The organism is Jatrophihabitans sp., assembly GCF_035474675.1.
Taxonomy (GTDB): Bacteria; Actinomycetota; Actinomycetes; order Mycobacteriales; family Jatrophihabitantaceae; genus Jatrophihabitans_A.
The window spans coordinates 1-23,293 of record NZ_DATINC010000085.1; the positions used below are offsets into that span (position 1 = coordinate 1).

A 23,293-nucleotide genomic window follows, 5' to 3' on the forward strand; every position below is an offset into this window, starting at 1 on the left:
GGACTCACCCGAACCGCCGGACTCACCCGAACCGCGAGCTCACTCGAACGGCAGGGTTCACCGGACGCCCGCCGCGTCCATGCCGCGCAGCTCCTTCTTCAGTTCGCCGATCTCGTCGCGCAGCCGGGCGGCCACCTCGAACTGCAGTTCCCGGGCAGCGCTGAGCATCTGCTCGTTGAGCTTCTGGATGAGGTCGGCCAGTTCGGCCCGCGGCAGCATGGCCACGTCGAGCTTGCCGTCGGCGTGCGCTCCGATGCCCACCACGCCGACCGAGGAGGCACCACGGCCGGCCCGGCCCGGTGTCGGGGACTTGCCGCGCGACTGGGACCGGCCCGACCCCCCGGCGGCCAGCAGCTCCTCGGTGTCCTCGGCCTCCCGGGCCAGCATGTCGGTGATGTCGGCGATCCGCTTGCGCAGCGGCTGCGGGTCGATGCCGTGCTCGGTGTTGTAGGCGACCTGGATCGCCCGGCGCCGGTTGGTCTCGTCGATCGCCAGCTGCATCGACCGGGTGATGGTGTCGGCGTACATGTGCACCTGGCCGGAGACGTTGCGCGCCGCCCGGCCGATGGTCTGGATGAGTGAGGTGCCCGAGCGGAGGAAGCCCTCCTTGTCGGCGTCCAGGATGGACACCAGCGACACCTCGGGCAGGTCCAGCCCCTCGCGCAGCAGGTTGATGCCCACCAGCACGTCGAACTCGCCCACCCGCAGCTCGCTGAGCAGCTCCACCCGCCGCAGGGTGTCGACCTCGGAGTGCAGGTAGCGCACCCGGATGCCGAGTTCCAGCAGGTAGTCGGTGAGGTCCTCGGCCATCTTCTTGGTCAGGGTGGTGACCAGCACCCGCTCGTTCTTCTCGGCCCGCACCCGGATCTCGTGCACCAGGTCGTCGATCTGGCCCTTGGTCGGCTTGACCACCACCTCGGGGTCGACCAGCCCGGTCGGCCGGATCACCTGCTCGACGAACTCGCCGCCGGTCTTGGCCAGCTCGTAGTTGCCCGGGGTGGCCGACAGGTACACCGTCTGTCCGATCCGCTCGACGAACTCCTCGAACTTCAACGGCCGGTTGTCCATCGCGCTCGGCAGCCGGAAGCCGTGGTCGACCAGGGTGCGCTTGCGCGACATGTCGCCCTCGTACATGCCGCCGGTCTGCGGCACCGTCACGTGCGACTCGTCGATGACCAGCAGGAAGTCCTCGGGGAAGTAGTCCAGCAGGCAGTTCGGCGCGCTGCCGGGCTTGCGGCCGTCGATGTGCATCGAGTAGTTCTCGATGCCGGAGCAGAAACCGACCTGGCGCATCATCTCGATGTCGTAGCTGGTGCGCATCTGCAGCCGCTGCGCCTCCAGCAGCTTGTTCTGCCCCTTCAGCTCGGCCAGCCGCTCCTCCAGCTCCTTCTCGATGCCGGCGATGGCGCGTTCCATCTTGTCCGGGCCGGCCGCGTAGTGGGTGGCCGGGAAGACGAACACCTCCTGCACCTCACGGATCACCTCGCCGGTCAACGGGTGCAGGTAGTACAGCCGCTCGATCTCGTCGCCGAACATCTCGATCCGGACCGCGAGCTCCTCATAGACCGGGAACACCTCGACGGTGTCGCCGCGCACCCGGAAGGTGCCCCGGGTGAAGGCCAGGTCGTTGCGGGCGTAGAGCACCCCCACCAGGTCACGCAGGATCTTCTCGCGTTCGACCTGCTGGCCGACCCGCAGCCGGACCGCCCGGTCGACGTACTCCTGCGGGGTGCCCAGGCCGTAGATGCAGGACACGGTGGCCACCACCACCACGTCGCGGCGGGTGAGCAGCGACATGGTCGCCGAGTGCCGCAGCCGCTCCACCTCGGAGTTGATGGCCGAGTCCTTCTCGATGTAGGTGTCGGTCTGCGGGACGTAGGCCTCGGGCTGGTAGTAGTCGTAGTAGCTGACGAAGTACTCCACCGCGTTGTTGGGCAGCATCTCGCGCAGCTCGTTGGCCAGCTGCGCGGCCAGGGTCTTGTTCGGCGCCATGATCAGGGCCGGCCGCTGCAGCCGCTCGATCAGCCAGGCGGTGGTCGCGGACTTGCCGGTGCCGGTCGCGCCGAGCAGCACCACATCCCGCTCGCCGGCCCGGATCCGCCGTTCCAGCTCGGCGATCGCGGTGGGCTGGTCGCCCGACGGCGTGAACTCGCTGATGACCTCGAACTTGCCGCCGGAGGGAATGATGTCGCTGGCTACCCGCATGCCTCCAGGGTACGAGCAGGCTCTGACAACCGGGTGCGGTTGGCTCAGCCGCAGGGATGCCAGCCGGCCGGCAGGCCGTGCCGGGCCAGCGCGGCGCCGGTGTAGCGCTCGTCGGAGGTGACCTCGCGGCCCAGCCAGGGCGGCAGCCCGCCGGGCAGGGCGGCCTCGCCGCCGGAGAGTTCGGGGAGTTCGGTCTCGGCCAGCACCAGCCCGCGCAGCGCGCCGGCGAACTCGTCCACGGCGAAGCGGGTCCCACGGTGGTCCATCCGGCGGCGGCTCTTGACCAGCACCGCGGCCGGCAGCGCCGCCAGCCGGCGGTACTCCTCGGCCGTCAGGTACAGGGTGGTGACCCACACCAGGAACGGGTCGCCGGGCTCGGCCCGGACCTTCTGGTTCAGCTTGAACACGACTGACCCGGCGTCGGAGATCCGCCGCAGCCGCAGCCTGGTGCCGTCGAGGTAGCGGTCGGCGATCTGGAGGGGCTCGCCCGCTCCGGCAGGCGGCGAGGCCACCAGCCAGCGGCGCTCCCGCTCGGCGTGGGCGTACTTGGAAGGACCGAGCTGCCCGCCGGCGCTCATCGGCAGCCCACCGCGGCTCGTCGGCTCGGGGCCATCACCCGGTCCGCTCAGAACGGCGGCTGCAGCCTGGCCCGGGCGGCCTCGATGTCGAAGTCGGCCGGCGGGTAGCTCAGTTTCAGGCCGAGCAGGCCGTCGCACAGCAGCTGGCTGATCGCCCAGTTGCGGTACCACTTGGCGTCGCTGGGCACGATGTGCCACGGCGCCCACTCGGTGGAGGTGGCCGCGATCGCGGCGGCGTAGGCGGACTGGTAGTCGGCCCAGTAGGCCCGCTCGTCCAGGTCGGCCGGGTTGAACTTCCAGTACTTGGCCGGGTCGTCCAGCCGGGCCAGCAGCCGCTTGCGCTGCTCGGCGTAGCTGATGTGCAGGAAGCACTTGATCAGCACGGTGCCGGACTCGGTCAGCTCCCGTTCGAAGGCGTTGATGTCGGCGATCCGCTCGGCCCAGGCGGCGTCGTCGATGCTCTCGTGCACCCGGGTGACCAGCACGTCCTCATAGTGCGAGCGGTTGAAGACCCCGATGATGCCGGCCGCCGGCAGTGCCCGGCGAACTCGCCAGAGGAAGTGGTGCGCCCGTTCCTCGGCCGTCGGCCGTCGGAAGGAGGTGATGCGCACCCCGGCCGGCCCGACCTGGCCGACCACATGGCTGACCACCCCGTCCTTGCCGGAGGTGTCGGTGCCCTGCAACACCAGCAGCACCCGGCGCTGGTCGCCGGTGGTGCCGTTGGCGTAGAGCATCACCTGCTGCTCGGCCAGCACCTTGCCGGTCCGGGCCAGGTCCTTGGCCGCCTTGGACTTCGAGCCCGGGGCCAGCGGCGTGCCTGCCGGGTCGTAGCCGAGCAGCGTGAACGGGCCCTCGGCGACCTGCAGCGCCTCCCGTACCGACCTGGCCGTCGAAGCCCGCTTCGTCATGGCGTCACCCTAATGCGCGCCCCTGACGGCCGGCGGGGTTTCCGGCCGTCAGCAATGATCCGACGGCCGGCGGGGTTTCCGGCCGTCAGCATGATCCGACGGCCGGCGGGGTTTCCGGCCGTCAGCACTGATCCGACGGCCGGCACGGGTGATGCCCTCCCCGGCGGTCGCACCCGAGCCGGGACCGTCCTCAGCCGGCGATCTCGACCAGGGTGACCGTCAGGGTCGCGCCGCTGGCAACGCGGTAGGTCAGCTGGTCGCCGGGCCGGGCACCGAGCAGCACCTCGCCCAGCGGGCTGGTCGGGGTGATCACCTCGACGCCGGGGCCGGCCTGCTCTACCAGTCCGATAAGGAACTGCTGGTCCTCGTCGTCATCGGGGAACCGCAGCGTCACCAGGCTGCCGATCTCGGCGGCCTGGGCCGGCGGCGCCTGGGTGACCGGGGCCTGCAGCTGCACCTGCAGCGCGGCGATCCGGGCGTCGAGCTCGCCGAGCCGGATCAGCGCCTCGACGTTGCCCGCATGGTCCGCGGCGTCACCGGAGCCTCCGGGCGGGATGCTCTCCAGCGCGGTCTGCGCCCGCTGGACCTGGAGATCGGCCAGCCGGGCCAGCAGGGCGGCATGGGCTGACGGTGAGAGAGAGGGCACGATCAGCGTCATCGAGAATCCTTAGGTGGTACGTGGGGGTGATCGGGTCGTGGTGCGGTTCTGAATCCTTAGCAACTCCGGTGATCGGCAAAACGTTCCGGAATGTGATGAGCAATTTCGAGGATGCACCCGCGCAGGTTTCCGGCCCGGATCGGCGAACGACGACCGCACCGAACGCAACAGGATACCCATGGGCACCAGGAGTCCCAGGTATTGCGGAGCTGACCCGGCGTGGCGAGCGACTCAGGCCAGCCGGGCCAGCGCGACCAGCCGGGAGATCGCCCGGCGGTACTTGGTGCGGTAGCCGCCGGCCAGCATCTCCGGCCCGAACAATCGGTCCAGCGGCTCGCCCGAGCAGGCCAGCGGCAGCTGCCGGTCGTAGAGCCGGTCGGCCAGCACCACCAGCCGCAGCGCCATGTGCTCGTCCGGGGCCGGCGCCACCCCGGTCAGGCACACCCGGTTGATCCCGTCCAGCAGCGCGCCATAGCGCGACGGGTGCAACCGCGCCAGGTGTTCCAGCAGCTCCGGGAAGGAGTCCAGCGAGGCACCGGGATGCCCGGCGGCCTGCCGGACCCGGTCCTCGGCCAGCGGCGCCGGCGGCTCGGGCAGGCCGCGGTGCCGGTAGTCCGGGCCGTCCACCCGGACGGTGGTGAACCGGGCGGCCAGCGCCTGGATCTCGCGGCGGAAGTCCTCGGCGGCGAACCGCTGCTCCCCCAGCCGGTCCGGCAGGGTGTTCGAAGTCGCCGCCAGCCGGACCCCGGCGGAGTCCAGCCGGCCCAGCAGGCTGGAGACCAGCACGGTGTCGCCGGGATCGTCCAGTTCGAACTCGTCGATCGCGAGCAGCGTCATCGGGCTGAGCCGCGCCACCGTCTCGGCGAAGCCCAGCGCGCCCACCAGCTGGGTGAGCTCGAGGAAGGTCGCGTACGCCTTGGGGCCGGGCACCGCGTGCCAGAGCGCGGCCAGCAGGTGGGTCTTGCCGACCCCGAACCCGCCGTCGAGGTAGATGCCGGCGGGCCGGTCGGCCGGCTGCCGGCGCCGCGACCAGCCCCGGCGGCCCCGCGAGGCACCCGGCCGGACGAGCTCGGCGAACCGGGCCACCGCGGCTCGGGCGACGGCCTGGCTGGGCTCGGCCGGGTCCGGGCGGTAGCTGTCGAAGCTGACGCCGGCGAACAGCGGCGGTGGCACCAGCCCGGCGATCAGCGTCTCGACCGGCAGCTGCGGCCAGCGGTCCACCAGGGCAACGGGCACGGCTGCCCACCCTAGCCACCGCACCGGCCGGTGCTGCCGGAGCGCACACCCCGGACCGGCTGTGTTGAGATAGCCCCATGCGCGCTCTGCTGCCGGCCGGCCCAGGCACCCCTGCCGACCCGGACGATCCCGCCGCAGACGGCGGCCGGCCCGTCGACCTGCACGCCTACTACGCCGAGGGCTGGGTGGCCGAGGGTGGCGTCCGGGTCAACTTCGTCAGCAGCGTGGACGGCGCCGGGACGGCGGCGGGGCTGTCCCGGGGGCTGCAGACCCCCGGCGACAACGCGGTGTTCGCCGCGCTGCGCGACCTGGCCGACGTCATCCTGGTGGGTGCCGCCACCGCCGCCGCCGAGGGCTACCGGCCGGCCAACCCGTCGGCCCGGCGGCGGGCGATCCGGGCGGAGTACGGGCTGGCCGAGGTGCCGGCGATCGCGGTGATGTCGTCCAGCCTGCGGCTGGATCTGTCCGCCGAGCTGTTCTCGGCAGCGACCCGGGCGCCGACGCTGGTCGTCACCGGCTCGGCGGCGCCGATCGGCGCCCGCAACGACATCATCGACCTGGCCGGCACCGAGACGAAGCTGCAGCTGGTGCAGGCGCCGTCCGACCCGGACGGCGGGGTGGACTTCGCGGCTTCGGTCGCCGCGCTGCGGGAGCTGGGCTACCGGCGGATCCTGTGCGAGGGCGGCCCGCGGCTGTTCGCGGCCGGGGTGGCCGGCGGCGCGGTCGACGAGCTGTGCCTGACCGTCTCGCCGCTGCTCACCGGCCCCGGCGCGCCCCGGATCGTGGCCGGCGACGAGTGGCCGGATGAGCTGACGCCGCGGCTGCGGCTGGTCGGCCTGCTCACCGAGGACTCCGCGCTGTTCTGCCGCTACCTGCTCGACCGCTGACGCCGCCGACCCGGCCTGCCGTTCGGCAATCGCCCGCCTGTCGGCACTGCGACGGCGGTCAGGTGGCGGTGCCGAGCCCTGGGACGATGTCGTCGAGCTTGAACGTCAGCGGTTGTTCGAGTTGCTCGTAGGTGCAGGACTCCGGGGTGCGGTCGGAGCGCCAGCGGAGGAGGTGGGCGAGGTGCCGGAAGCGGTTGCCCTCCATGTGCTCGTACTTGACCTCCAGCACCCGCTCGGGACGTAGCGGGACGAAGGAAAGGTCCTTGGTGGCGTTCCACCGGCTGACGTTGCCGGGCAGCCGTTGGCCCTGGTGGGCCTCGGAACTGGCCCAGTCCTGCCAGGGGTGGTGCTCGCCCTCGGCCAGCAGCAAGGGTGCCAGCTCGTCGACGAGGCCGGCCCGGTACTGGGCGGTGAACGCGCCGACCACGCCGACGTGCTGCAGTTTGTGCTCGTCGTTGTAGAGGCCGAGCAGCAATGACCCGACGAGCGGGCGTTCCTCGGTGGAGGTCTTGTGCCAGCGGAACCCGGCCAGCACGCAGTCGGCGGTGCGGGTGTGCTTGATCTTGAACATGACGCGCTTGTCGGGCTCGTAGACGCCGTCGAGCGGTTTGGCGATCACGCCGTCCAGGTGCGCGCCCTCTAGCTCGACGAACCAGCGCTGGGCGACCTCGATGTCGGTGGTGGTCGGGGTGAGGTGGATGGGGGGCCGTACCCCGGCCAGCAGCCGCTCCAGGGCGGCCCGTCGCTCGGCGAACGGACGGCCGGTGTAGTCGTCGTCGCCGAGGGCGAGCAGGTCGAACGCGATGAACGAGGCCGGCGTCGTCTCCGACAGCATGGTCACCCGGGAGACCGCGGGGTGGATGCGTTGCTGCAAGGCATCGAAGTCCAGGCCGTTGCCGGTGACGACCACGATCTCGCCGTCCAGGACGCACCGGTCGGGCAACTCGGCCTTGACCGCCTCGACCAGCTCCGGAAAGTAGCGGGTCATCGGCCGCTCGTTGCGGCTGCCGAACTCGACCTCGTCGCCGTCCCGGAAGATCAGCGACCGGAACCCGTCCCATTTCGGCTCGTAGGAGGCCCCGGGCGGGATGGTCGGGACCGACTTCGCCAGCATCGGCGCGACCGGCGGCATCACAGGTAGCTGCATCGGCCCAGTGTTTCATTCCGTACCGACAGAGCGACATCGTTACCGGACTGGGGGAGCCGCTCGGGCAACCGCCTCGGTTAGCCTCAAGGCATGCCTGCCGCACGCCTGTCCACCCGGCTGTCCGCGCTCCTCGCGGCCGCCGTCGTCCTGGGCAGCGCGGCCTGCACCTCGGACAGGCGGGCCACCCCGCCGGCCACCACCGCCCCGACCGGTACGGCGAGCTCGGCGTCCGGCAGCTCCTCGGCCAGCCCGTCGGCGAGCGAGCCGGCCGCCAGCATCGCCTTCTCCGACTGCAGCCGGCAGTTCCAGGCGGCGATCAGCTCGTCCCGGGCGAAGAAGATGCACTTCGCCTGCGGCAAGCTCGCGGTGCCGCTGGACTACGACCAGCCGACGGCGGAGAAGGTGAACATCTTCGTCGTCCGGGCGCGCAGCGACTCCCAGAGCCAGCGGATCGGCTCGCTGCTGGTCAATCCGGGCGGCCCGGGCGGCTCCGGGGTGAACCTGGCGGCCGGCCTGGTCGGCGCGCTCAGCCAGCAGCTCCTGGACCGGTTCGACCTGATCGGCTTCGACCCGCGCGGGGTGGGGTTGTCCGATCCGCTGCAGTGCATCAGCGACGAGCAGAAGGACCGGTTGGCGGCGGCCAACCCCGACGTCCGGACCGCGGCCGGCCGGACCCAGGCGCGCACCCTCTCCGACGCGGTGGTTGCCTCCTGCGTTGCCAAGTACGGCCCCGCGCTCGGGCACTTCAACACCGAAGAGACCGCGCACGACATGGACCTGATCCGGCAGGCGCTGGGCGACCCCAAGCTCAACTACCTGGGCTTCTCCTACGGCACCCGGCTGGGGGCCGCCTACGCCCACCAGTTCCCCACCACCATCCGGGCCGCGGTGCTGGACGGCGCGGTCGACCCGGTGACCGACGAGCTGACCGTGGACGAGCGCCAGGCCAAGGCCTTCGAGGAGGCCTTCGACCAGTTCGCCGCCGACTGCCTCAGCCGGCCGGACTGCGCGGCGCTGGGCAATCCCCGCTCGGCGGTGCGCTCGCTGATCGCGGCGGCCGACCGGGCTCCCATCCCGGCCGGTACCGGGGCGCACGCCCGCAAGGCCACCGGCGGGCTGGTGACCATCGGGGTGGCCTCGGCGCTGTACAACCAGGCGGAGTGGGACGGGCTGGGGCAGGCCCTGGTCGCGGCTCGGGACGGTGACGCCCGCAAGATCCTGACGCTGGCCGACGAGTACCTGGAGCGCGATCCGGAGACCGGGCACTACTCCAACATCCTGGACGCCAACCTGGCGGTCAACTGCAACGACTCGAGCCTGCAGATCACCGACGAGCTGGTCGCCTCGGTGGCGTCGAAGTGGATTGCCAAGTACCCGATCTTCGGCCCGAACGCGGCCGCGTCGCTGTACTCCTGCCACTCCTGGCCCCGCTCGGGGCACCCGCTGCCGCCCGCCTCGGCACCCGGCGCGCCACCGATCCTGGTGGTGGGCACCGTGCACGACCCGGCCACCCCGTTCGTCGCGACCGGCGTGCTGGCCAAGGCGCTGGGCTCCGGGGTGGTGCTGCGCTGGGACGGCGAGGGCCACACCGCCTACCCCAAGACCTCCTGCATCACCAGCAAGGTGGACAGCTACCTGCTCACCGCCAAGCCGCCGGCGGCCGGCACCAGCTGCCCGCGCGGCTGAGCCGGCACCGCCCGGATTGACGAGCCGGTAGATGGCGGTTCTGTTCGCGCTGCTCGCGGCCGCCTCGTACGGGGTGAGCGACTTCGTCGGCGGCCTGGCGTCCCGGCGGGTTCCGGCGATCACCGTGGTGCTGCTGAGCGACCCGCTCGGGGCGATGCTGATGGCCGTCCTGCTGCCGGTCTACGGCGGCCCGGTCTCGGCGCGGACGCTGGGCTGGAGTACGGCCGCCGGGGTGGCCGGCCTGGTGGGGGTCGCGCTGCTCTACACCACGCTCGGCCAGGCCCCGATGAACGTCATCTCCCCGATCACCGCGGTGATGTCGGCGCTGGTGCCGATCCTGGGCGGCGTGCTGCAGGGCGAGCGGCCGCACCTGCCGGCCTGGTTCGGCATCGTGCTCGGGCTGCTGGCGGTGACGCTGATCTCCCGGCAGCCGGAGGATCACCCGCACGGGCCGATCGGCTGGCGGCCGGTGGCGCTGGCGGTGCTGGCCGGTGTCGGGTTCGGTGCCTACTTCATCTGCCTGGCGCACACCGACGACGACTCGGGGATCTGGCCGGTGGTGCTGTCCCGGCTGGTGGCCACCCTGCTGGCCGTGCCGCTGGCCGCGATCGCGGCGGGCTTCGTCCGGGTGCCCCGGCCGGTGCTGGCGCTGGCCTGCACGGCCGGCGCGCTGGACGCCGTCGCCAACCTGGCGTTCCTGCTGGCCAGCCGGCACGGCCTGCTGTCGCTGTCCGGGGTGATCACCGCGCTCTACCCGGCCGGCACGGTGCTGCTGGCCGTGCTGCTGCTCAAGGAGCACACCGGCGCGCTGCAGCGGGTGGGGCTGGCCGTGGCTGTGGTCGCGGTGGTCCTGCTGACCCGTTGACCGCTTTGGTGAGCGCGCCGGTAGAGATGGCGCAGCTACAGCTGATGCCTTTCCGCCCTCAAGTCGAGAGGGGTCAGGCACCTATCGGTCGTTGATGGACAGAAGCACTCGACACAGTGACCGTGGTGGTCTCGGCCACCACGTACGAACTCAATTCGGGGCTCAGCTCGACGGTCACCTGTACGCGATGGGGCGGCCCGTACACCTCCAGCACCTTGCCGGCGACCGTAGAAAGACCCCAGTCGATGTCGACGACTTCGCCGGCGCGAAGCTTGGTTCTCATACGTGCTCCCCTCACTGCTTCTGGCCCGGGACAGCAGCCTTGACGTGCTCCCGCACAGCGCAGTCGTGAAGATCACGGCAGTACGCCTGGAACTGGCTGACAAGGATGACCATCAGGCCGCGGTTGAAGTGCGTCGTACCCCAACGCCGACCGGGCTTGTCTCCAGTCGCCTTCAGGTGCATGGCCAGCAACTGATCGAGGCGGGCTGCGGCTCTGGTCTCCCAGTCAGCCAACGCCGTCGATGCCATGCGAGACCCTTCTCTGCCCTGCGAGGTCTGGTCGAGCCTCTACCGCTCCGTCTGCGACCAAGGCTGCTGCACGTCGATCCCCTGCTTTGGAGAATCGCTGTGGCCCTGAATTGCCTCGTCAGCGTACGAGTCTCATCCCTGCTCGGGGTTTCGTTATCCACAGGCGCCGCCGAGTACGCACACGCTCGCGGGGTATCCGTGGAGGAAGCGGCACGCGAGGCCGTCCGTCAGCTTGTGCGCAGCGAACTCCGGACGTCTTCAGCCAGGAGATCCGCGAGCGGGATCGGGAGTTGCTGAACCGCCTCAGGCAGTGATCATCCCCCTGCAGGATCAGCTGAGCCGCTCGCCGTGCTCGTCCCAGTGCGCGGCGACCTTCTTCGACGGCTGCACCCGGGGCGGCTCACCCTCCATCTTCGGGAAGTTCGGCGGGTACGGAGCATCGCCCATGCCGTGCTCGTGCTCGTCGCGCTCGGACCAGTCCAGCAGCTCGGAGATGTCGAAGACCGCCTCGTCGATGCCGGCGTGCAGGTCGCCCAGCTCGGCGAACCGGGCCGGCATGGTGGCCATCGTGTAGTCCTCCATCCGGACCCCGGGCAGCTCGTCCCAGGTGATCGGCGCCGACACCAGCCCGGTGCTGGCCCGGATCGAGTACGCCGAGGCGATGGTGCGGTCCCGGGCGTTCTGGTTGTAGTCGATGAAGATCTGCTGGCCGCGTTCCTCCTTCCACCACTTGGTGGTGACCAGCTGCGGAACCCGCCGCTCCACCTCCCGGGCGAAGGCCAGCGCGGCCCGGCGGACCTGGGTGAAGCCATGCTCAGGCTGAATGCGCAGGTAGATGTGCAGGCCCCGCGAACCGGAGGTCTTGGGCCAGCCGACCGCGCCCAGCTCGCCGAGCAGCTCGCGGACCACGCCGGCCACCTCCACGGCGTCGGCGAACTCGGTGCCGGGCTGCGGGTCCAGGTCGATGCGCAGCTCGTCCGGGCGCTCGGTGTCGGCCCGGCGGGAGTGCCAGGGATGGAACTCCACGGTCGACATCTGCACCGCCCAGACCACGCTGGCGAGCTCGGTGACGCACAGCTCGTCGGCGGTCCGCCCGGACGGGAAGCGCACCTGCACCGTCTCCACCCAGTCCGGTGCCCCCTTGGGCAGCCGCTTCTGGTAGATCCGCTCGCCGCCGGTGCCGTCGGGAAACCGGTGCAGCATGCAGGGCCGCTCGCGCAACGCCCGGACGATCCCGTCGCCGACCGCGATGTAGTAGTGGGCGAGGTCGAGCTTGGTGGCTCCGGTCGCGGGGAAGTAGACCCGGTCCGGATTGGTGATCTTGACCGTTCGCTCCCCTACCTGGAGCTCGGTGAACGGCGATGCCATACCCGAACGCTAGACGATGATCGGCCTGGGAGTGTCGTAGCGTGCCGATAGGTTCTGCAGCCGTGACGACACCGGATGACTTCGGACGGGCCCGGTTTCGGCGCTGCGGCACGTCGCGGCGGAAAACAAGGCATGCTGTCGGGGTGGACAACGAACTGCGGCGCCCATCGGCCACCGGTCGGCACATCGTCTACCTCGACCCCAAGCTGGACCGGCCGGTAAGCCCTTACTCCCCGGAGGGCGAGATCCGCATGATGGGTGAGTTCGCCGCCGGCCTGAGCCGCCGCGGCGCCCTGTCGCGCCCGATGGCGATCGTGCTGGTGCTGCTGATCCTCGCTCCGATCGTGCTCAGCGTGCTGGCCATTCTCACCGGCCTCTGACCCTCCTCAGCGGCTGGTCACGCTGCGTACAGTTGACCGCATGACCACCGACCAGACCACCCCGCAGGTCGTCAAGACCGAGGAGCAGTGGCGTGCCGAGTTGACGCCCGCCGAGTACGCGGTGCTCCGCAAGGCCGGCACCGAACGGCCCTACACCGGCGAGTACACCGACAACCACCGCACCGGCATCTACTCCTGCCGGGCCTGCGGCGCCGAGCTGTTCCGGTCGAACGAGAAGTTCGACTCGCACTGCGGCTGGCCTAGCTTCTTCTCCCCGCTGGCCGGTTCGGCAATCGTGGAACGGGTCGACAACAGCTACGGCATGCACCGGGTCGAGGTGCTGTGCGCCAACTGCCACAGCCACCTCGGGCACGTCTTCGAGGGCGAGGGCTACGCCACGCCGACCGACCTGCGCTACTGCATCAACTCGATCAGCCTGCGGTTCACCGACGCGGAGACCGAGTCCGCCACCGGCTGAGGCCTGTCACCGGACTGGGCCAGCGGTCAGGGCAGCGCGTCGACCAGCTCGGCCATGCTGCGCCGGGTGCCGGTGTAGAACGGCACCTCCTCGCGGACGTGCCGGCGGGTCTCCGAGCCGCGCAGGTGGCGCATCAGGTCCACGATCCGGTGCAATTCGTCGGCCTCGAAGGCCAGGATCCACTCGAAGTCATTCAGCGCGAACGACGCCACCGTGTTGGCCCGCACGTCCGGATAGTCCCGGGCCATCCGGCCGTGCTCGGCCAGCAGCGCCCGCCGTTCCTTGTCCTCCAGCAGGTACCACTCGTAGGACCGGACGAACGGGTAGACGCAGACGAACCGGCGGGCTTCCTCCTCGGCCAGGAACGCCGGGATGTGGCTCTTGTTGAACTCGGCCGGCCGGTGCAGCGCCATCACCGACCAGACCGGCTGCAGGTGCCCGCCCAGCCGGGTGCGCCGGAACCGCGAGTAGGCTTCCTGCAGCTGCTCGGCGGCCTCGGCGTGCCACCAGATCATCAGGTCCGCGTCAGCCCGCAGCGCCGAGACGTCGTAACTGCCCCGGACCGTGATGTCCTGCCCGGCCAGGTCGGCGAACAGCGCGTCCACCTCGGCGGCCAGCTCCGGCCGCGGCACGGACTGGTCAGTGCCCAGCGGCCGGCTGACCGAGAACACCGACCAGGCGGTGTAGCGGATGACATCATTGAGTTCGCGAGCCTGCTTGCCGTCGACCATGGCTCTCATTGTCCCGACGGCGGCAGGGCGGCCAACACCCGGTCGGTTGCCGTGTGAGCTGAGGCAATGCAGGCCGGGATGCCGACCCCGGAGTAGCTCGCACCGCACACCGCCAGGCCCGGCACCCGCTGCACGTCGGCCAGGATGCGCGCCACCCGCTGCCGGTGCCCGACCGCGTACTGCGGCAGCCCGCCGCCCCAGCGCTGGACGTGGCTGTCGACCGGCTCGGCCGTCAGGCCCGCGATCCCGGCCAGCTCCTTGCGCACCACCGCCACCAGCTCGGCGTCCTCGCGCTGCAGCACGTCGGCCTCGCCGGCCCGTCCCAGCGAGGCGCGCAGCAGCGTCACCCCGCCTTCGGCGCCGACCCCGGGCCACTTCTGCGAGGAGAACGTGATGCCCTTGACCGCCAGGCCCTCCACCGCGGGCACCAGGATCCCGCTGCCGGCCGGCAGCGCGTCCGGAGGCAGCCCGGCGAAGGCCAGCGTCACGATCGCCATGCTGGCGGTCTCGATCGAGCCCAGCTCGGCGGCGGCCACCGGCGCCAGCTCACGCAGCAGCACCGCGGCCTTGCCGGCCGGCACCGCCACCACCACGGCGTCGGCGGACAGCTGCCGGCCGTCGGGCACCGAGCCGACCGCCAGCTCGAAGCCGGTGGGCGTCCGACGAAGCTCGCGGACCGGCGTGCCGGTGCGCACCTCGAAGCGGCCGCTGCCGGCCAGCTGCTCGGCCAGCCGGGCCAGCCCGCCCGGAACACTGGCGAACACCGGTCCGGGCGCCGGCGTGCCGGCCACCGCCGCGGCCGCCCGCAGCAGCGAGCCGCCGTCCGTGGCCAGCCGGGCGGCCAGGGCCGGCACCGCCGCCTGCAGCGACAGCTCCCGGGCCCGGCCGGCGTAGACGCCGCCGAGCAGCGGGTCGACCAGCCGGTCCACCACCTCCTCGCCGAACCGCCGGCCGACCAGCTCGCCGACCGAGACGTCCTCGGTGACCGGCGGGTACGGCCCGCCGGCGGGCTCGGCCTCGATCCGGGCCAGCGCCGCGGCGCTGAGCACCCCGCTGGCCCGCACCGCGGCCAGGTCCGACGGCACTCCGACCACCGTCCGGGCCGGCAGGGCGTGGTTGGTGCCCCGGCTGTGCAGCAGCGCCGAGGTGGTCAGCGGCGCGATCACTTCCAGCCCGGCCTCGGTGGCGGCCGCCACCCCCTCCGGCCGGCGGGCCAGCATCGCCTCGGCGCCCACGTCGACCCAGGCGCCGGCCACCTGCACCCGGCGCAGCTTCCCGCCGACCCGGCCGGCGCCCTCCAGCAGCACCACCTCGACGTCCGGACGGGCCCGGGCGATGGCGTCGGCCGCGCTCAGCCCCGCGATCCCGCCGCCGACGACGGCAACCCTGGGCATCGCTTCTACAGCGAGTGGACGAGCTCGACGACCCGGGTCAGCACGTCCGGGTCGGTGTCGGGCAGCACCCCGTGGCCGAGGTTGAAGATGTGGCCCGGCGCCCGGCGGCCCTCCTCGACCACCCGGCGCACCGACCGCTCGATCACCGGCCAGTCGGCCAGCAGCACCGCCGGGTCGAGGTTGCCCTGCACCGGGGTGGCGCCGCCGATCCGGCGGGCCGCCTCGTCGAGGGGCACCCGCCAGTCCACGCCCACCACCGACGCGCCCGCGCCCCGCATCAGGTCGAGCAGCTCGCCGGTGCCCACCCCGAAGTGGATGGTGGGCACGGAGTAGCCGGCCAGCGCGGCGAACACCGCCTGCGAGTGCGGCAGCACGTACTCGGCATAGTCGGCCGCCGACAGCCCGCCGGCCCAGGAGTCGAACAGCTGCACCGCGGACGCGCCGGCGTCCAGCTGCACCCGCAGGAAGGCCGCCGAGATCTCGGCCAGCCGGGCCAGCAGCGCGTGCCAGACGGCGGGCTCGGAGTACATCAGGGCCTTCGTCCGAGCGTGCTCCTTGGACGGGCCGCCCTCGATCAGGTAGCTGGCCAGCGTGTACGGGGCACCGGCGAACCCGATCAGCGGGATGTCGCCCAGCTCGGCAACCAGCTGGCGCACCGAGACCGCGATGTCGGCGACGTCGGCCTCCTCCAGCCGGCGCACCGCGGCCACGTCGGCGGCGGTGCGGACCGGACGCGCCACCACCGGTCCGGTGCCGGGCACGATCTCGATCTCCAGGCCCACCGCGACCAGCGGCACCACGATGTCGGAGAAGAAGATCGCCGCGTCCACGCCGTGCCGGCGCACCGGCTGCAGGGTGATCTCGGTAACCAGGTCCGGGGTGCGGCAGGCCTGCAGCATCGAGGTGCCGAGCCGCAGCGTGCGGTACTCGGGCAGCGAACGGCCGGCCTGGCGCATGAACCAGACGGGCGGACGGGCCAGCCGCTCACCGGCCGCCGCCCGGGCCAGCAGGGAACGGGTGGCCGGCCCGCCGGTGGTCGTCAGGTCTGTGGGTGTCATCGCGCCCATCGTCGCACGCGGCCTGGACGCGGCGCGCCTTCCGCGGTGCAGTAGGCCCCCGTGCGAAGTTCTTTTCCGCGCACCTGGCAAATGCGCCACACTGGTAGCAGGAAGGGACCCGCACGCTCATGTTGCCCGATTCCGGCTTTTCCGCGGACGGCCCGCCCGCTGCCGAGAGCAGCGTGGATGCCGACGCGGTGCCGAGCAGTGCCCCGGAACCGTTTCGCACCGCGATCACCAGCCTGCTGGCCACCACCGTGCGACCGCAGGCCCGGGTGGAACGGATCCGGCCGCCGCAGCGGCTGGCGCCGTGGACGTTCGCCGTCGCGGTGGACATCCTGCCCCCCGACCACGACTCGGCCACCGGCCGGCTGGTGGTGCTCTACGACCCGGACGGCAGCGAGGCGTGGGACGGCGAGATCCGGCTGGTGGGCTACGCCCAGGCCGACCTGGCCCCGGACATGGCCGGTGACCCGCTGCTGCCGGCGGTCGGCTGGAGCTGGCTGACCGAGGCGCTGGTGCACCGCGGCGCCGAGCACACCGCGGTGGGCGGCACGGTCACCCAGACCACCTCGACCCGGTTCGGCGACCTGCACGGCCCGACCAGCACCACCCAGCTGGAACTGCGCGGTTCCTGGACCGCCACCTCTGCCGACCTCGCGCCGCACCTGCTGGCCTTCGTCGATCTGCTCTGCGCCGCTGCCGGCCTGCCTCCGGAGGGTGTGGCCGTTCTCGGTGACCGCTGAATGGCCTCAGAGCGCACCGCGTCCGGGGATCCGGCCGGCGAACCGGAGGTGAGTGCCGCCGACCGGAACCGGCCCGCCGAGCCGGGACAAGCCGCCGGGTCGGAGGAACAGCCCGACCAGCCGGCCGCCCCGCTGCTGCGCGCCCCGGCCGACGGCACCCCGGACCCGCTGACCACCCCTGCCGAGCTGGCCGCGGCCGCCGCCGGGCTGGCCGCCGGGCACGGTCCGGTGGCGGTGGACGCCGAGCGGGCGTCCGGTTACCGCTACAGCCAGCGGGCCTACCTGGTGCAGCTGCGCCGGGCCGGCTACGGCACCGTGCTGATCGACCCGATCGCGCTGCCCGACCTGAGCTCCGTCGACCAGGCGCTGGCCGGTGCGGAGTGGATCCTGCACGCCGCCTCGCAGGACCTGACCTGCCTGGCCGAGCTCGGCATGCGGCCGCGCCGGCTGTTCGACACCGAGCTGGCCGGCCGGCTGCTCGGCTCCGAGCGGGTGGCGCTGGGCACCATGGTCGAGCAGTACCTCGGCATCTCGCTGGAGAAGGGCCACTCCGCCGCGGACTGGTCCACCCGGCCGCTGCCGGCCGACTGGCTGAACTACGCCGCCCTCGACGTCGAGCTGCTGATCGAGCTGCGCGAGGTGCTGGTCGGCGAGCTGGCCCGGACCGGCAAGCTGGCCTGGGCCGAGCAGGAGTTCGAGGCGATCTTGCAAGCCGGCCCGCCGGCGCCCCGCGGCGACCCGTGGCGGCGCACGTCCGGCATTCACAACCTGCGCAACCGCCGGCAGCTGGCCATGGTCCGCTCGCTGTGGCAGGCCCGGGACCGGCTGGCGGCCGAGCGGGACGTCGCGCCCGGCCGGACGCTGCCGGACGCCGCGATCCTGGCCGCGGTGAAGGCCAATCCGAAGAGCCAGGCCGAGCTGGGCAACGTCGCCGTCTTCAACGGGCCGCGGCAGCGCCGGCTGGCCGGCTACTGGTTCAAGGCGCTGTCCGAGGGCCGGGAAACCCCTGAGGACCAGTTGCCGCCGCTGTCCCAGCTGAGCGCCGACCCGGACGCGATGCCGTCGCCGGCCCGCTGGCGGGACCGGGATCCGGCCGCAGCGGTGCGGCTGGCGGCCTGCAAGCAGGTGGTCACCGAGGTCGGCGCCCAGCACCGGTTGCTCAGCCAGAACCTGCTGGCCGGCGACGTGCTGCGCCGGCTGGCCTGGCGCTCGGTGACCCCGCTGACCGAGGCTGCCGTCCGGGCCCGGCTGGCCGAGCTGGGTGCCCGGCCGTGGCAGATCGACCTGCTGGCCGAGCGGCTGACCGAAGCGTTGGGCACCCAGGCACCCGAGCCACCCCCGCCCGACTGACGTCACCGCCGGGCACGGTCGGGCAGATCACAGCACGCTCCCGACGCGGGTTCGACGGGCGAGAGGTAGAGTAAGTTACCGACCGGTAACACGCCGTCCGGCACGCCAGCCCGGCCGGCCGCTTCCCGCCTCCGCAGTCTTTCCAGGAGCCCGTTGTGACGACCTCTTCCACCGCTCCCGCTCCGCAGCGCCGCGCCCTGAGGCCGGTGCGCGACGTGGTCTTCGTCGACGGGGCCCGCACCCCGTTCAGCAAGGCCGGCAAGGGCATGTACGCCGAGACCCGGGCCGACGACCTGATCGTGGCGGTGATCCGCGAGCTGCTGCGCCGGCACCCCGAGCTGCCGCCGGAGCGGATCGACGAGGTGGCGATCGCGGCCAGCACCCAGATCGGCGACCAGGGCCTGACCATCGGCCGGGTCGCCGGCATGCTGGCCGAACTGCCCAAGTCGGTGCCCGGCTACGCCATCGACCGGATGTGCGCCGGTGCGATGACCGCGGTCACCACCATCGCCGGCTCCATCGCCTTCGGCGCCTACGACGTGGCGATCGCCGGCGGCGTGGAGCACATGGGCCGGCACCCGATGGGTGAGGGGGCCGACCCCAACCCGCGGTTCCTGGCCGACAAGCTGGTCTCCCTGGACGCGCTGTCGATGGGCGCGACCGCGGAGAACCTGCACGACCGGTTCCCGCACATCACCCGCGAGCGCGCCGACCGCTACGCGCTGCGCAGCCAGGAGAAGGTCGCCAAGGCCTACGCCGAGGGCAAGATTCAGCCGGACCTGGTGCCGGTGGCGATCCGGTCCGCCGAGCAGGGCTGGGGACTGGCCAGCAAGGACGAGCCACCCCGGCCGAACACCACCCTCGACGACCTGGCCGGGCTGAAGACGCCGTTCCGGCCGCACGGCCGGGTCACCGCCGGCAACGCCGCCGGCCTCAACGACGGGGCGACCGCCTGCATCCTGGCCAGCGCCGACACCGCCGCCGAGCTCGGCCTGCCGACCAGGATGACCCTGGTCGGGTACGGCTTCGCCGGCGTGGAACCGGAGCTGATGGGCGTCGGGCCGATCCCCTCGACCGAGCGGGCGCTGGCCAGCACGGGCCTGTCCATCGACGACATCGGCCTGTTCGAGCTGAACGAGGCCTTCGCCGTGCAGGTGCTGGCCTTCCTCGACCACTACGGCATCGACGACGACGATCCCCGGGTCAATCCGTACGGCGGCGCGATCGCCCTCGGGCACCCGCTGGCCTCCTCCGGCGTCCGGCTGATGACCCAGCTGGCCCGGCAGTTCGCCGAGCACCCCGAGGTGCGCTACGGCCTGACCGCGATGTGCGTCGGGTTCGGCCAGGGTGCCTCGGTGATCTGGGAGAACCCGCACTACACCGGCGACCCGCAGCACAGCGAAGCGAACGGAGCACAGCAGTGAGCGCCCCCACCGAGCTGCCAGCCGCGCCGGAATTCGGCAACGAGGTCGTCACCCGGGCTCTGGTCCGCTACCTCGAGGTGCCCGGGGTGGCGGGCGAGTTCGCCCTGATCACCCTGGACAACGGCCTCGACCACACCCGGCCGTCCACCTTCGGCCCGGCCGGGCTGCGCTCGCTGGACTCCGCGCTGGACCAGATCACCGCCCGCACCCCGAAGGTCAGCGCGGTCGCGGTGACCGGCAAGCCGTTCGTGTTCGCCGTCGGTGCCGACATCTCCGGGATCGGGCTGGTCACCGAGCGCAGCCAGGCGCTGGCGATCGCCCGGGAGGGCCACCGGGTCTTCGCCCGGTTGCGCGACCTGGACGTGCCCACCTTCGCCTTCCTGAACGGGGCCGTGCTGGGCGGCGGGCTGGAGCTGGCGCTGCACTGCGACTACCGCACCCTGTCCAGCACGGCCGCGGCCATCGCGTTTCCCGAGTGCTTCCTGGGACTGGTGCCGGGCTGGGGTGGCACCTGGCTGCTGCCCAACCTGATCGGGCCCGACAAGGCCGTCCGGGTGATCATCGAGAACGCGCTGAACCAGAACCGGATGCTCAACCCCAAGCAGGCCGCCGACTACGGCATCGCTGACGTGCTGCTGGACTCCGCCGACTTCCTGGCCGAGTCGCTGCGCTGGGCCGGCCGGGTGCTGGCCGGGACGGCGACCGTGACCCGTCCCGAGATCGATCGGGGCGCCGGCTGGGACGCAGCCCTGGCCAAGGGCCACGCCGCCGCGGACGCCCGGGTGCACGGCAGCGCGCCGGCGCCCTACCGGGCCCTGGAGCTGCTGGAGCTGGCCCGGACCGCGGACTTCGCCACCGGCACCGCTGCCGAGGACGAGGCGCTGGCCGACCTGATCATGAGCGACGAGCTGCGCAGCGGCCTGTACGCCTTCGACCTGGTCAACAAGCGGGCCAAGCGGCCGGCCGGCGCCCCGGACAAGTCGCTGGCCCGTCCGGTGACCAAGGTCGGGGTGGTCGGCGCCGGGCTGATGGCCGGCCAGCTCGGGCTGCTGTTCGCCCGCCGGCTGGAGGTGCCGGTGGTGCTCACCGACCTCGACTCCGAGCGGCTGACCCGCGGGGTGGGCTACGTGCACGGCGAGATCGACGCGCTGCTGGCCAAGGGCCGGATCAACCAGGACAAGGCCAACCGGCTCAAGGGGCTGGTGACCGGGTCGCTCACCAAAGACGCCTTCGCCGACGCCGACTTCGTGATCGAGGCGGTCTTCGAGGAGCTGTCAGTCAAGAAGGCAGTGTTCGCCGAACTGGAGCGGCACGTCTCTCCCGAGGCGATCCTGGCCACCAACACCTCCTCGCTGTCGGTCACCGAGATGGCCGCCGAGCTCGCCCATCCGGAACGGGTGGTCGGCTTCCACTTCTTCAACCCGGTCGCGGTCCTGCCGCTGCTGGAGGTGGTGCGCGGCGCCAAGACCGACGACGCGGCGCTGGCCACCGCGTTCGCGGTCGCCAAGACGCTGAAGAAGTCGGCGGTGCTGGTCTCCGACGCCCCGGCGTTCGTGGTGAACCGGCTGCTCACCCGGTTCCTGGGCGAGGTAACCGCGGCGGTGGACGAGGGCACCCCGATCGAGGTGGCCGACCGGGCGCTGGCCCCGCTAGGCCTGCCGATGTCGCCGTTCGTGCTGCTGGCCCTGGTGGGACCCGCGGTGGCGCTGCACGTCGCCGAGACCATGCACGCGGCCTTCCCGGACCGCTACCAGGTGTCGGAGAACCTGCGCCGGCTGGTCGAGGCCGGCAAGCCCGGCATCTATGTCTGGGACTCCGGCAACCCCGAGGTGGACCCGGAGGTGGCCGCGCTGTTCGTCCCCGGCGACCGGCCCTCGTCCGAGGAGCAGGTCCGGGATCGGGCGCTGACCGCGCTCGCCCAGGAGATCGACCTGATGCTGGCCGACGGCGTGGTGGCCGAGGCGCAGGACATCGACCTGTGCCTGCTGCTGGGCAGCGGCTGGCCGTTCCACCTCGGCGGCATCACCCCGTACCTGGACCGGCAGGGCATCTCGGAGCGGGTCCGGGGCCGGCGGTTCCTGCCGCCCGGCACGGCAAGCATCGCCACCGGCTGAGCCCGGCGGACCCCGGCCGGCGGCTGGGCTCGCCAGCGGCCGGCTGGGTCCGCCGGCCGGCGGCTGGGCTCGTCACCGGGTCAGGGCAGCTCGGCGATGGACTGCAGGTCCTCCGGCCCCAGGTCCAGCAGCGACGCCTTGCCGCTGCCCGGCTGGTAGCCGACCACGGTGGCGTCCGGGCCGAGCCCCACCACCTGGCCGTTCCACCACAGCGGGCTGAGCGGCGCCGGGATCGGGAAGCCGTCCGGCTGCAGCGCCGGTGCCGGCTTGGTCGAGCTGCTCGAGCTGCTCGCCGAGTCCGACGGGCTGGCGGTGGCCACCGTGCGGGAGCCGCTGACCGTCACCGAGGGTCCTGGCTGGCTCGGCGAGCCGGGTGTGCTGCTGGGTGCCGGCGGACTGCTGGCCGGCGGCGGGGCGACCAGCGCCACCACCTCGACCCGGTCGGTGCCCACGTTCGCCAGCTGCGCCACCATCAGCCGGCGCCGGGAACCCACCTGGGCGTATGCGGCGAACGCCGACCCGTCCGGCGAGAAGCTGGCAGGGCCCGTCACCACCGTGATACCGCGGGTCGGGGAGAACCACTGCACCCCGGCCACCGTGGTCGGCGACGCCGACGGCGAGGCGGTCTGCGAGGGCGGGCTGCCCGGGCCGGTGCGGTCGGAGACGCTGGCCGACGGGGTCGCGGTGGAGGTGGCGGTGGAGGTGGCATAGCGCAACGGCATCAGGCCGAACCGCCGGGCGGTGACGTCCCAGACCAGCAGGTGGCTGGCGTCGGCGGCCAGCGGATGCACCGGGCCCAGCTGGCGCAGCGACCGGTTCGGGCGGATCAGGGTGGCGGCGGCCGACAGCGGCTCCAGCGCCACGCCGTTGTCGAAGACCCGGTTGACCGGCTTCCAGACCACCAGGCCGACGGCGGTGTCGGTCGCCATCCGGGTGCCGGCCGGCAGGAACTGCGAGATCCCCACCCGCTGGCCGGCCGAGTCGTAGCGCTGCACGGCGAAATCGCGCAGCTCCGGCGGCCCGGTGGCAGTGGCGGTCGGGCTCGCGGTCGGGCCGGACTCGGCCGGCCCGTTCGGCAGCAGCCGGCCGGGTTCGGTCAGGCCGGTCTCCACCACCACCGCGGCCCGCCCGGTCGCCGCCGGGATCACCGCGTCGGCCCGTCCGAGGTCGTGCACGGCCAGGTCCCGCTGCACCGCGTAGGCGTGCTGCCGGCCGTCCAGGGCGGCCAGCACCACGCTCAGCCCGCGGCCGGTCACCACCGACAGCGGCCGGGCCCCGGGCGGCAGCGGCACCCGCCGGACGGTCTGGCCCTGGCGGAACTCCACTCCCCCGGTCCGGATCACCAGCAGGCCCGGCACCGCCGCCGGCACCGTCGGGCTGCCGCTCACCCCGACCGAGGTGCCGCTGGGCCGGGAGGACGGCTGCGGCTCGCCGTGCGCGATCAGGATCACCGCCAGTGCCAGCAGCACCGCGATCCCGAAGCCGGGCGAGTTGGTCCACGGCGGCAACCGGGGCAGCAGGCGGGCCTTCGACACGGGCTGGACCGACT

At 72.5% G+C, this 23,293-nt stretch carries 22 protein-coding genes; 9 read left to right on the forward strand and 13 right to left on the reverse strand.

The window, feature by feature from the left end; all coding sequences use genetic code 11:
* Positions 1-57 precede the first annotated feature (57 nt).
* From uvrB to zapE, 5 genes are all read right to left on the reverse strand, one after another.
* On the reverse strand, positions 58-2,205 hold the full coding sequence (gene uvrB / locus VLJ82_RS10375) for an excinuclease ABC subunit UvrB (RefSeq protein ID WP_408663269.1): 2,148 nt from the start codon (positions 2,203-2,205) through the stop codon (positions 58-60).
* 44 nt (positions 2,206-2,249) lie between these two features.
* Positions 2,250-2,783 (reverse strand): hypothetical protein, encoded by a 534-nt coding sequence (locus tag VLJ82_RS10380; protein WP_408663270.1) that lies wholly within the window; start codon positions 2,781-2,783, stop codon positions 2,250-2,252.
* A 47-nt stretch (positions 2,784-2,830) separates the two neighbouring features.
* Entirely contained in the window at positions 2,831-3,691 is an 861-nt protein-coding gene (locus tag VLJ82_RS10385) for a PPK2 family polyphosphate kinase (protein WP_408663271.1), read from the reverse strand.
* Positions 3,692-3,881: 190 nt separating this feature from the next.
* The gene (locus VLJ82_RS10390) at positions 3,882-4,349 is read right to left on the reverse strand and encodes a GreA/GreB family elongation factor (protein WP_408663272.1); all 468 of its coding nucleotides are present in this window, start codon (positions 4,347-4,349) and stop codon (positions 3,882-3,884) included.
* Between the two features lie 231 nt (positions 4,350-4,580).
* A complete protein-coding gene (gene zapE, locus VLJ82_RS10395) occupies positions 4,581-5,585 on the reverse strand; it encodes a cell division protein ZapE (RefSeq protein WP_408663273.1) in 1,005 nt (334 codons plus the stop codon).
* A 77-nt stretch (positions 5,586-5,662) separates the two neighbouring features.
* Here zapE and VLJ82_RS10400 point away from each other — a divergent pair, with 77 nt between their 5' ends.
* Positions 5,663-6,472, forward strand: a complete 810-nt coding sequence (locus tag VLJ82_RS10400; RefSeq protein ID WP_408663274.1) for a dihydrofolate reductase family protein — start codon at positions 5,663-5,665, stop codon at positions 6,470-6,472.
* Between the two features lie 58 nt (positions 6,473-6,530).
* Here the strand turns inward: VLJ82_RS10400 and VLJ82_RS10405 are convergent, their stop codons facing one another.
* Positions 6,531-7,619, reverse strand: a complete 1,089-nt coding sequence (locus tag VLJ82_RS10405; protein ID WP_408663275.1) for an ATP-dependent DNA ligase — start codon at positions 7,617-7,619, stop codon at positions 6,531-6,533.
* A gap of 90 nt (positions 7,620-7,709) precedes the next feature.
* Between VLJ82_RS10405 and VLJ82_RS10410 the strand changes: the two genes are divergently transcribed.
* Both VLJ82_RS10410 and VLJ82_RS10415 read left to right on the forward strand, forming a co-directional pair.
* Positions 7,710-9,305 (forward strand): alpha/beta hydrolase, encoded by a 1,596-nt coding sequence (locus tag VLJ82_RS10410; protein WP_408663276.1) that lies wholly within the window; start codon positions 7,710-7,712, stop codon positions 9,303-9,305.
* A gap of 31 nt (positions 9,306-9,336) precedes the next feature.
* The gene (locus VLJ82_RS10415) at positions 9,337-10,170 is read left to right on the forward strand and encodes an EamA family transporter (protein WP_408663277.1); all 834 of its coding nucleotides are present in this window, start codon (positions 9,337-9,339) and stop codon (positions 10,168-10,170) included.
* A 73-nt stretch (positions 10,171-10,243) separates the two neighbouring features.
* Here VLJ82_RS10415 and VLJ82_RS10420 read toward each other — a convergent pair whose 3' ends face one another.
* The 3 genes from VLJ82_RS10420 to ligD form a co-directional block, all read right to left on the reverse strand.
* Positions 10,244-10,453: a hypothetical protein gene (locus tag VLJ82_RS10420; RefSeq protein WP_408663278.1), complete on the reverse strand. Its 210-nt coding sequence runs from the start codon at positions 10,451-10,453 to the stop codon at positions 10,244-10,246.
* An 11-nt stretch (positions 10,454-10,464) separates the two neighbouring features.
* Positions 10,465-10,701 (reverse strand): hypothetical protein, encoded by a 237-nt coding sequence (locus VLJ82_RS10425; RefSeq protein WP_408663279.1) that lies wholly within the window; start codon positions 10,699-10,701, stop codon positions 10,465-10,467.
* A 330-nt stretch (positions 10,702-11,031) separates the two neighbouring features.
* A complete protein-coding gene (gene ligD / locus VLJ82_RS10430) occupies positions 11,032-12,069 on the reverse strand; it encodes a non-homologous end-joining DNA ligase (RefSeq protein ID WP_408663280.1) in 1,038 nt (345 codons plus the stop codon).
* A gap of 143 nt (positions 12,070-12,212) precedes the next feature.
* On the opposite strand from ligD, the gene VLJ82_RS10435 reads away from it, so the two are divergent.
* Both VLJ82_RS10435 and msrB read left to right on the forward strand, forming a co-directional pair.
* Positions 12,213-12,449, forward strand: a complete 237-nt coding sequence (locus tag VLJ82_RS10435; RefSeq protein ID WP_408663281.1) for a hypothetical protein — start codon at positions 12,213-12,215, stop codon at positions 12,447-12,449.
* A gap of 40 nt (positions 12,450-12,489) precedes the next feature.
* The gene (gene msrB, locus VLJ82_RS10440; protein ID WP_408663282.1) at positions 12,490-12,927 is read left to right on the forward strand and encodes a peptide-methionine (R)-S-oxide reductase MsrB; all 438 of its coding nucleotides are present in this window, start codon (positions 12,490-12,492) and stop codon (positions 12,925-12,927) included.
* Positions 12,928-12,953: 26 nt separating this feature from the next.
* Here msrB and hemQ read toward each other — a convergent pair whose 3' ends face one another.
* The 3 genes from hemQ to hemE are packed head-to-tail and all read right to left on the reverse strand — an operon-like array spanning position 12,954 to position 16,119.
* Entirely contained in the window at positions 12,954-13,658 is a 705-nt protein-coding gene (gene hemQ / locus VLJ82_RS10445; protein ID WP_408663283.1) for a hydrogen peroxide-dependent heme synthase, read from the reverse strand.
* A 5-nt stretch (positions 13,659-13,663) separates the two neighbouring features.
* Positions 13,664-15,052 carry a protoporphyrinogen oxidase gene (gene hemG, locus VLJ82_RS10450; protein ID WP_408663284.1) on the reverse strand — a complete coding sequence of 463 codons (1,389 nt, stop codon included), beginning with the start codon at positions 15,050-15,052 and terminating at the stop codon, positions 13,664-13,666.
* Positions 15,053-15,057: 5 nt separating this feature from the next.
* Positions 15,058-16,119 (reverse strand): uroporphyrinogen decarboxylase, encoded by a 1,062-nt coding sequence (hemE, locus tag VLJ82_RS10455; RefSeq protein ID WP_408663285.1) that lies wholly within the window; start codon positions 16,117-16,119, stop codon positions 15,058-15,060.
* A 119-nt stretch (positions 16,120-16,238) separates the two neighbouring features.
* Here hemE and VLJ82_RS10460 point away from each other — a divergent pair, with 119 nt between their 5' ends.
* The 4 genes from VLJ82_RS10460 to VLJ82_RS10475 all read left to right on the forward strand — a co-directional run bounded on the left by VLJ82_RS10460 (position 16,239) and on the right by VLJ82_RS10475 (position 21,744).
* Positions 16,239-16,856 carry a DUF3000 domain-containing protein gene (locus VLJ82_RS10460; protein WP_408663286.1) on the forward strand — a complete coding sequence of 206 codons (618 nt, stop codon included), beginning with the start codon at positions 16,239-16,241 and terminating at the stop codon, positions 16,854-16,856.
* On the forward strand, positions 16,857-18,206 hold the full coding sequence (locus VLJ82_RS10465; protein ID WP_408663287.1) for a ribonuclease D: 1,350 nt from the start codon (positions 16,857-16,859) through the stop codon (positions 18,204-18,206).
* A 155-nt stretch (positions 18,207-18,361) separates the two neighbouring features.
* On the forward strand, positions 18,362-19,630 hold the full coding sequence (locus VLJ82_RS10470) for a thiolase family protein (protein ID WP_408663288.1): 1,269 nt from the start codon (positions 18,362-18,364) through the stop codon (positions 19,628-19,630).
* Positions 19,627-21,744 carry a 3-hydroxyacyl-CoA dehydrogenase NAD-binding domain-containing protein gene (locus tag VLJ82_RS10475; protein WP_408663289.1) on the forward strand — a complete coding sequence of 706 codons (2,118 nt, stop codon included), beginning with the start codon at positions 19,627-19,629 and terminating at the stop codon, positions 21,742-21,744. Before VLJ82_RS10470 ends, VLJ82_RS10475 begins: the two co-directional genes overlap by 4 nt.
* Before the next feature lie 80 nt (positions 21,745-21,824).
* Here VLJ82_RS10475 and VLJ82_RS10480 read toward each other — a convergent pair whose 3' ends face one another.
* On the reverse strand, positions 21,825-23,279 hold the full coding sequence (locus tag VLJ82_RS10480) for a hypothetical protein (protein ID WP_408663290.1): 1,455 nt from the start codon (positions 23,277-23,279) through the stop codon (positions 21,825-21,827).
* Positions 23,280-23,293 lie beyond the last annotated feature (14 nt).

Bases quoted from the DNA above. Each gene is read 5' to 3' on its own strand.
- uvrB (WP_408663269.1), bottom strand. From the start codon at position 2,205: ATGCGGGTAGCCAGCGACATCATTCCCTCCGGCGGCAAGTTCGAGGTC.
- VLJ82_RS10380 (WP_408663270.1), bottom strand. From the start codon at position 2,783: ATGAGCGCCGGCGGGCAGCTCGGTCCTTCCAAGTACGCCCACGCCGAG.
- VLJ82_RS10385 (WP_408663271.1), bottom strand. From the start codon at position 3,691: ATGACGAAGCGGGCTTCGACGGCCAGGTCGGTACGGGAGGCGCTGCAG.
- VLJ82_RS10390 (WP_408663272.1), bottom strand. From the start codon at position 4,349: ATGACGCTGATCGTGCCCTCTCTCTCACCGTCAGCCCATGCCGCCCTG.
- VLJ82_RS10400 (WP_408663274.1), top strand. From the start codon at position 5,663: ATGCGCGCTCTGCTGCCGGCCGGCCCAGGCACCCCTGCCGACCCGGAC.
- VLJ82_RS10405 (WP_408663275.1), bottom strand. From the start codon at position 7,619: ATGCAGCTACCTGTGATGCCGCCGGTCGCGCCGATGCTGGCGAAGTCG.
- VLJ82_RS10410 (WP_408663276.1), top strand. From the start codon at position 7,710: ATGCCTGCCGCACGCCTGTCCACCCGGCTGTCCGCGCTCCTCGCGGCC.
- VLJ82_RS10415 (WP_408663277.1), top strand. From the start codon at position 9,337: ATGGCGGTTCTGTTCGCGCTGCTCGCGGCCGCCTCGTACGGGGTGAGC.
- VLJ82_RS10420 (WP_408663278.1), bottom strand. From the start codon at position 10,453: ATGAGAACCAAGCTTCGCGCCGGCGAAGTCGTCGACATCGACTGGGGT.
- VLJ82_RS10425 (WP_408663279.1), bottom strand. From the start codon at position 10,701: ATGGCATCGACGGCGTTGGCTGACTGGGAGACCAGAGCCGCAGCCCGC.
- ligD (WP_408663280.1), bottom strand. From the start codon at position 12,069: ATGGCATCGCCGTTCACCGAGCTCCAGGTAGGGGAGCGAACGGTCAAG.
- msrB (WP_408663282.1), top strand. From the start codon at position 12,490: ATGACCACCGACCAGACCACCCCGCAGGTCGTCAAGACCGAGGAGCAG.
- hemQ (WP_408663283.1), bottom strand. From the start codon at position 13,658: ATGGTCGACGGCAAGCAGGCTCGCGAACTCAATGATGTCATCCGCTAC.
- hemG (WP_408663284.1), bottom strand. From the start codon at position 15,052: ATGCCCAGGGTTGCCGTCGTCGGCGGCGGGATCGCGGGGCTGAGCGCG.
- hemE (WP_408663285.1), bottom strand. From the start codon at position 16,119: ATGGGCGCGATGACACCCACAGACCTGACGACCACCGGCGGGCCGGCC.
- VLJ82_RS10460 (WP_408663286.1), top strand. From the start codon at position 16,239: ATGTTGCCCGATTCCGGCTTTTCCGCGGACGGCCCGCCCGCTGCCGAG.
- VLJ82_RS10465 (WP_408663287.1), top strand. From the start codon at position 16,857: ATGGCCTCAGAGCGCACCGCGTCCGGGGATCCGGCCGGCGAACCGGAG.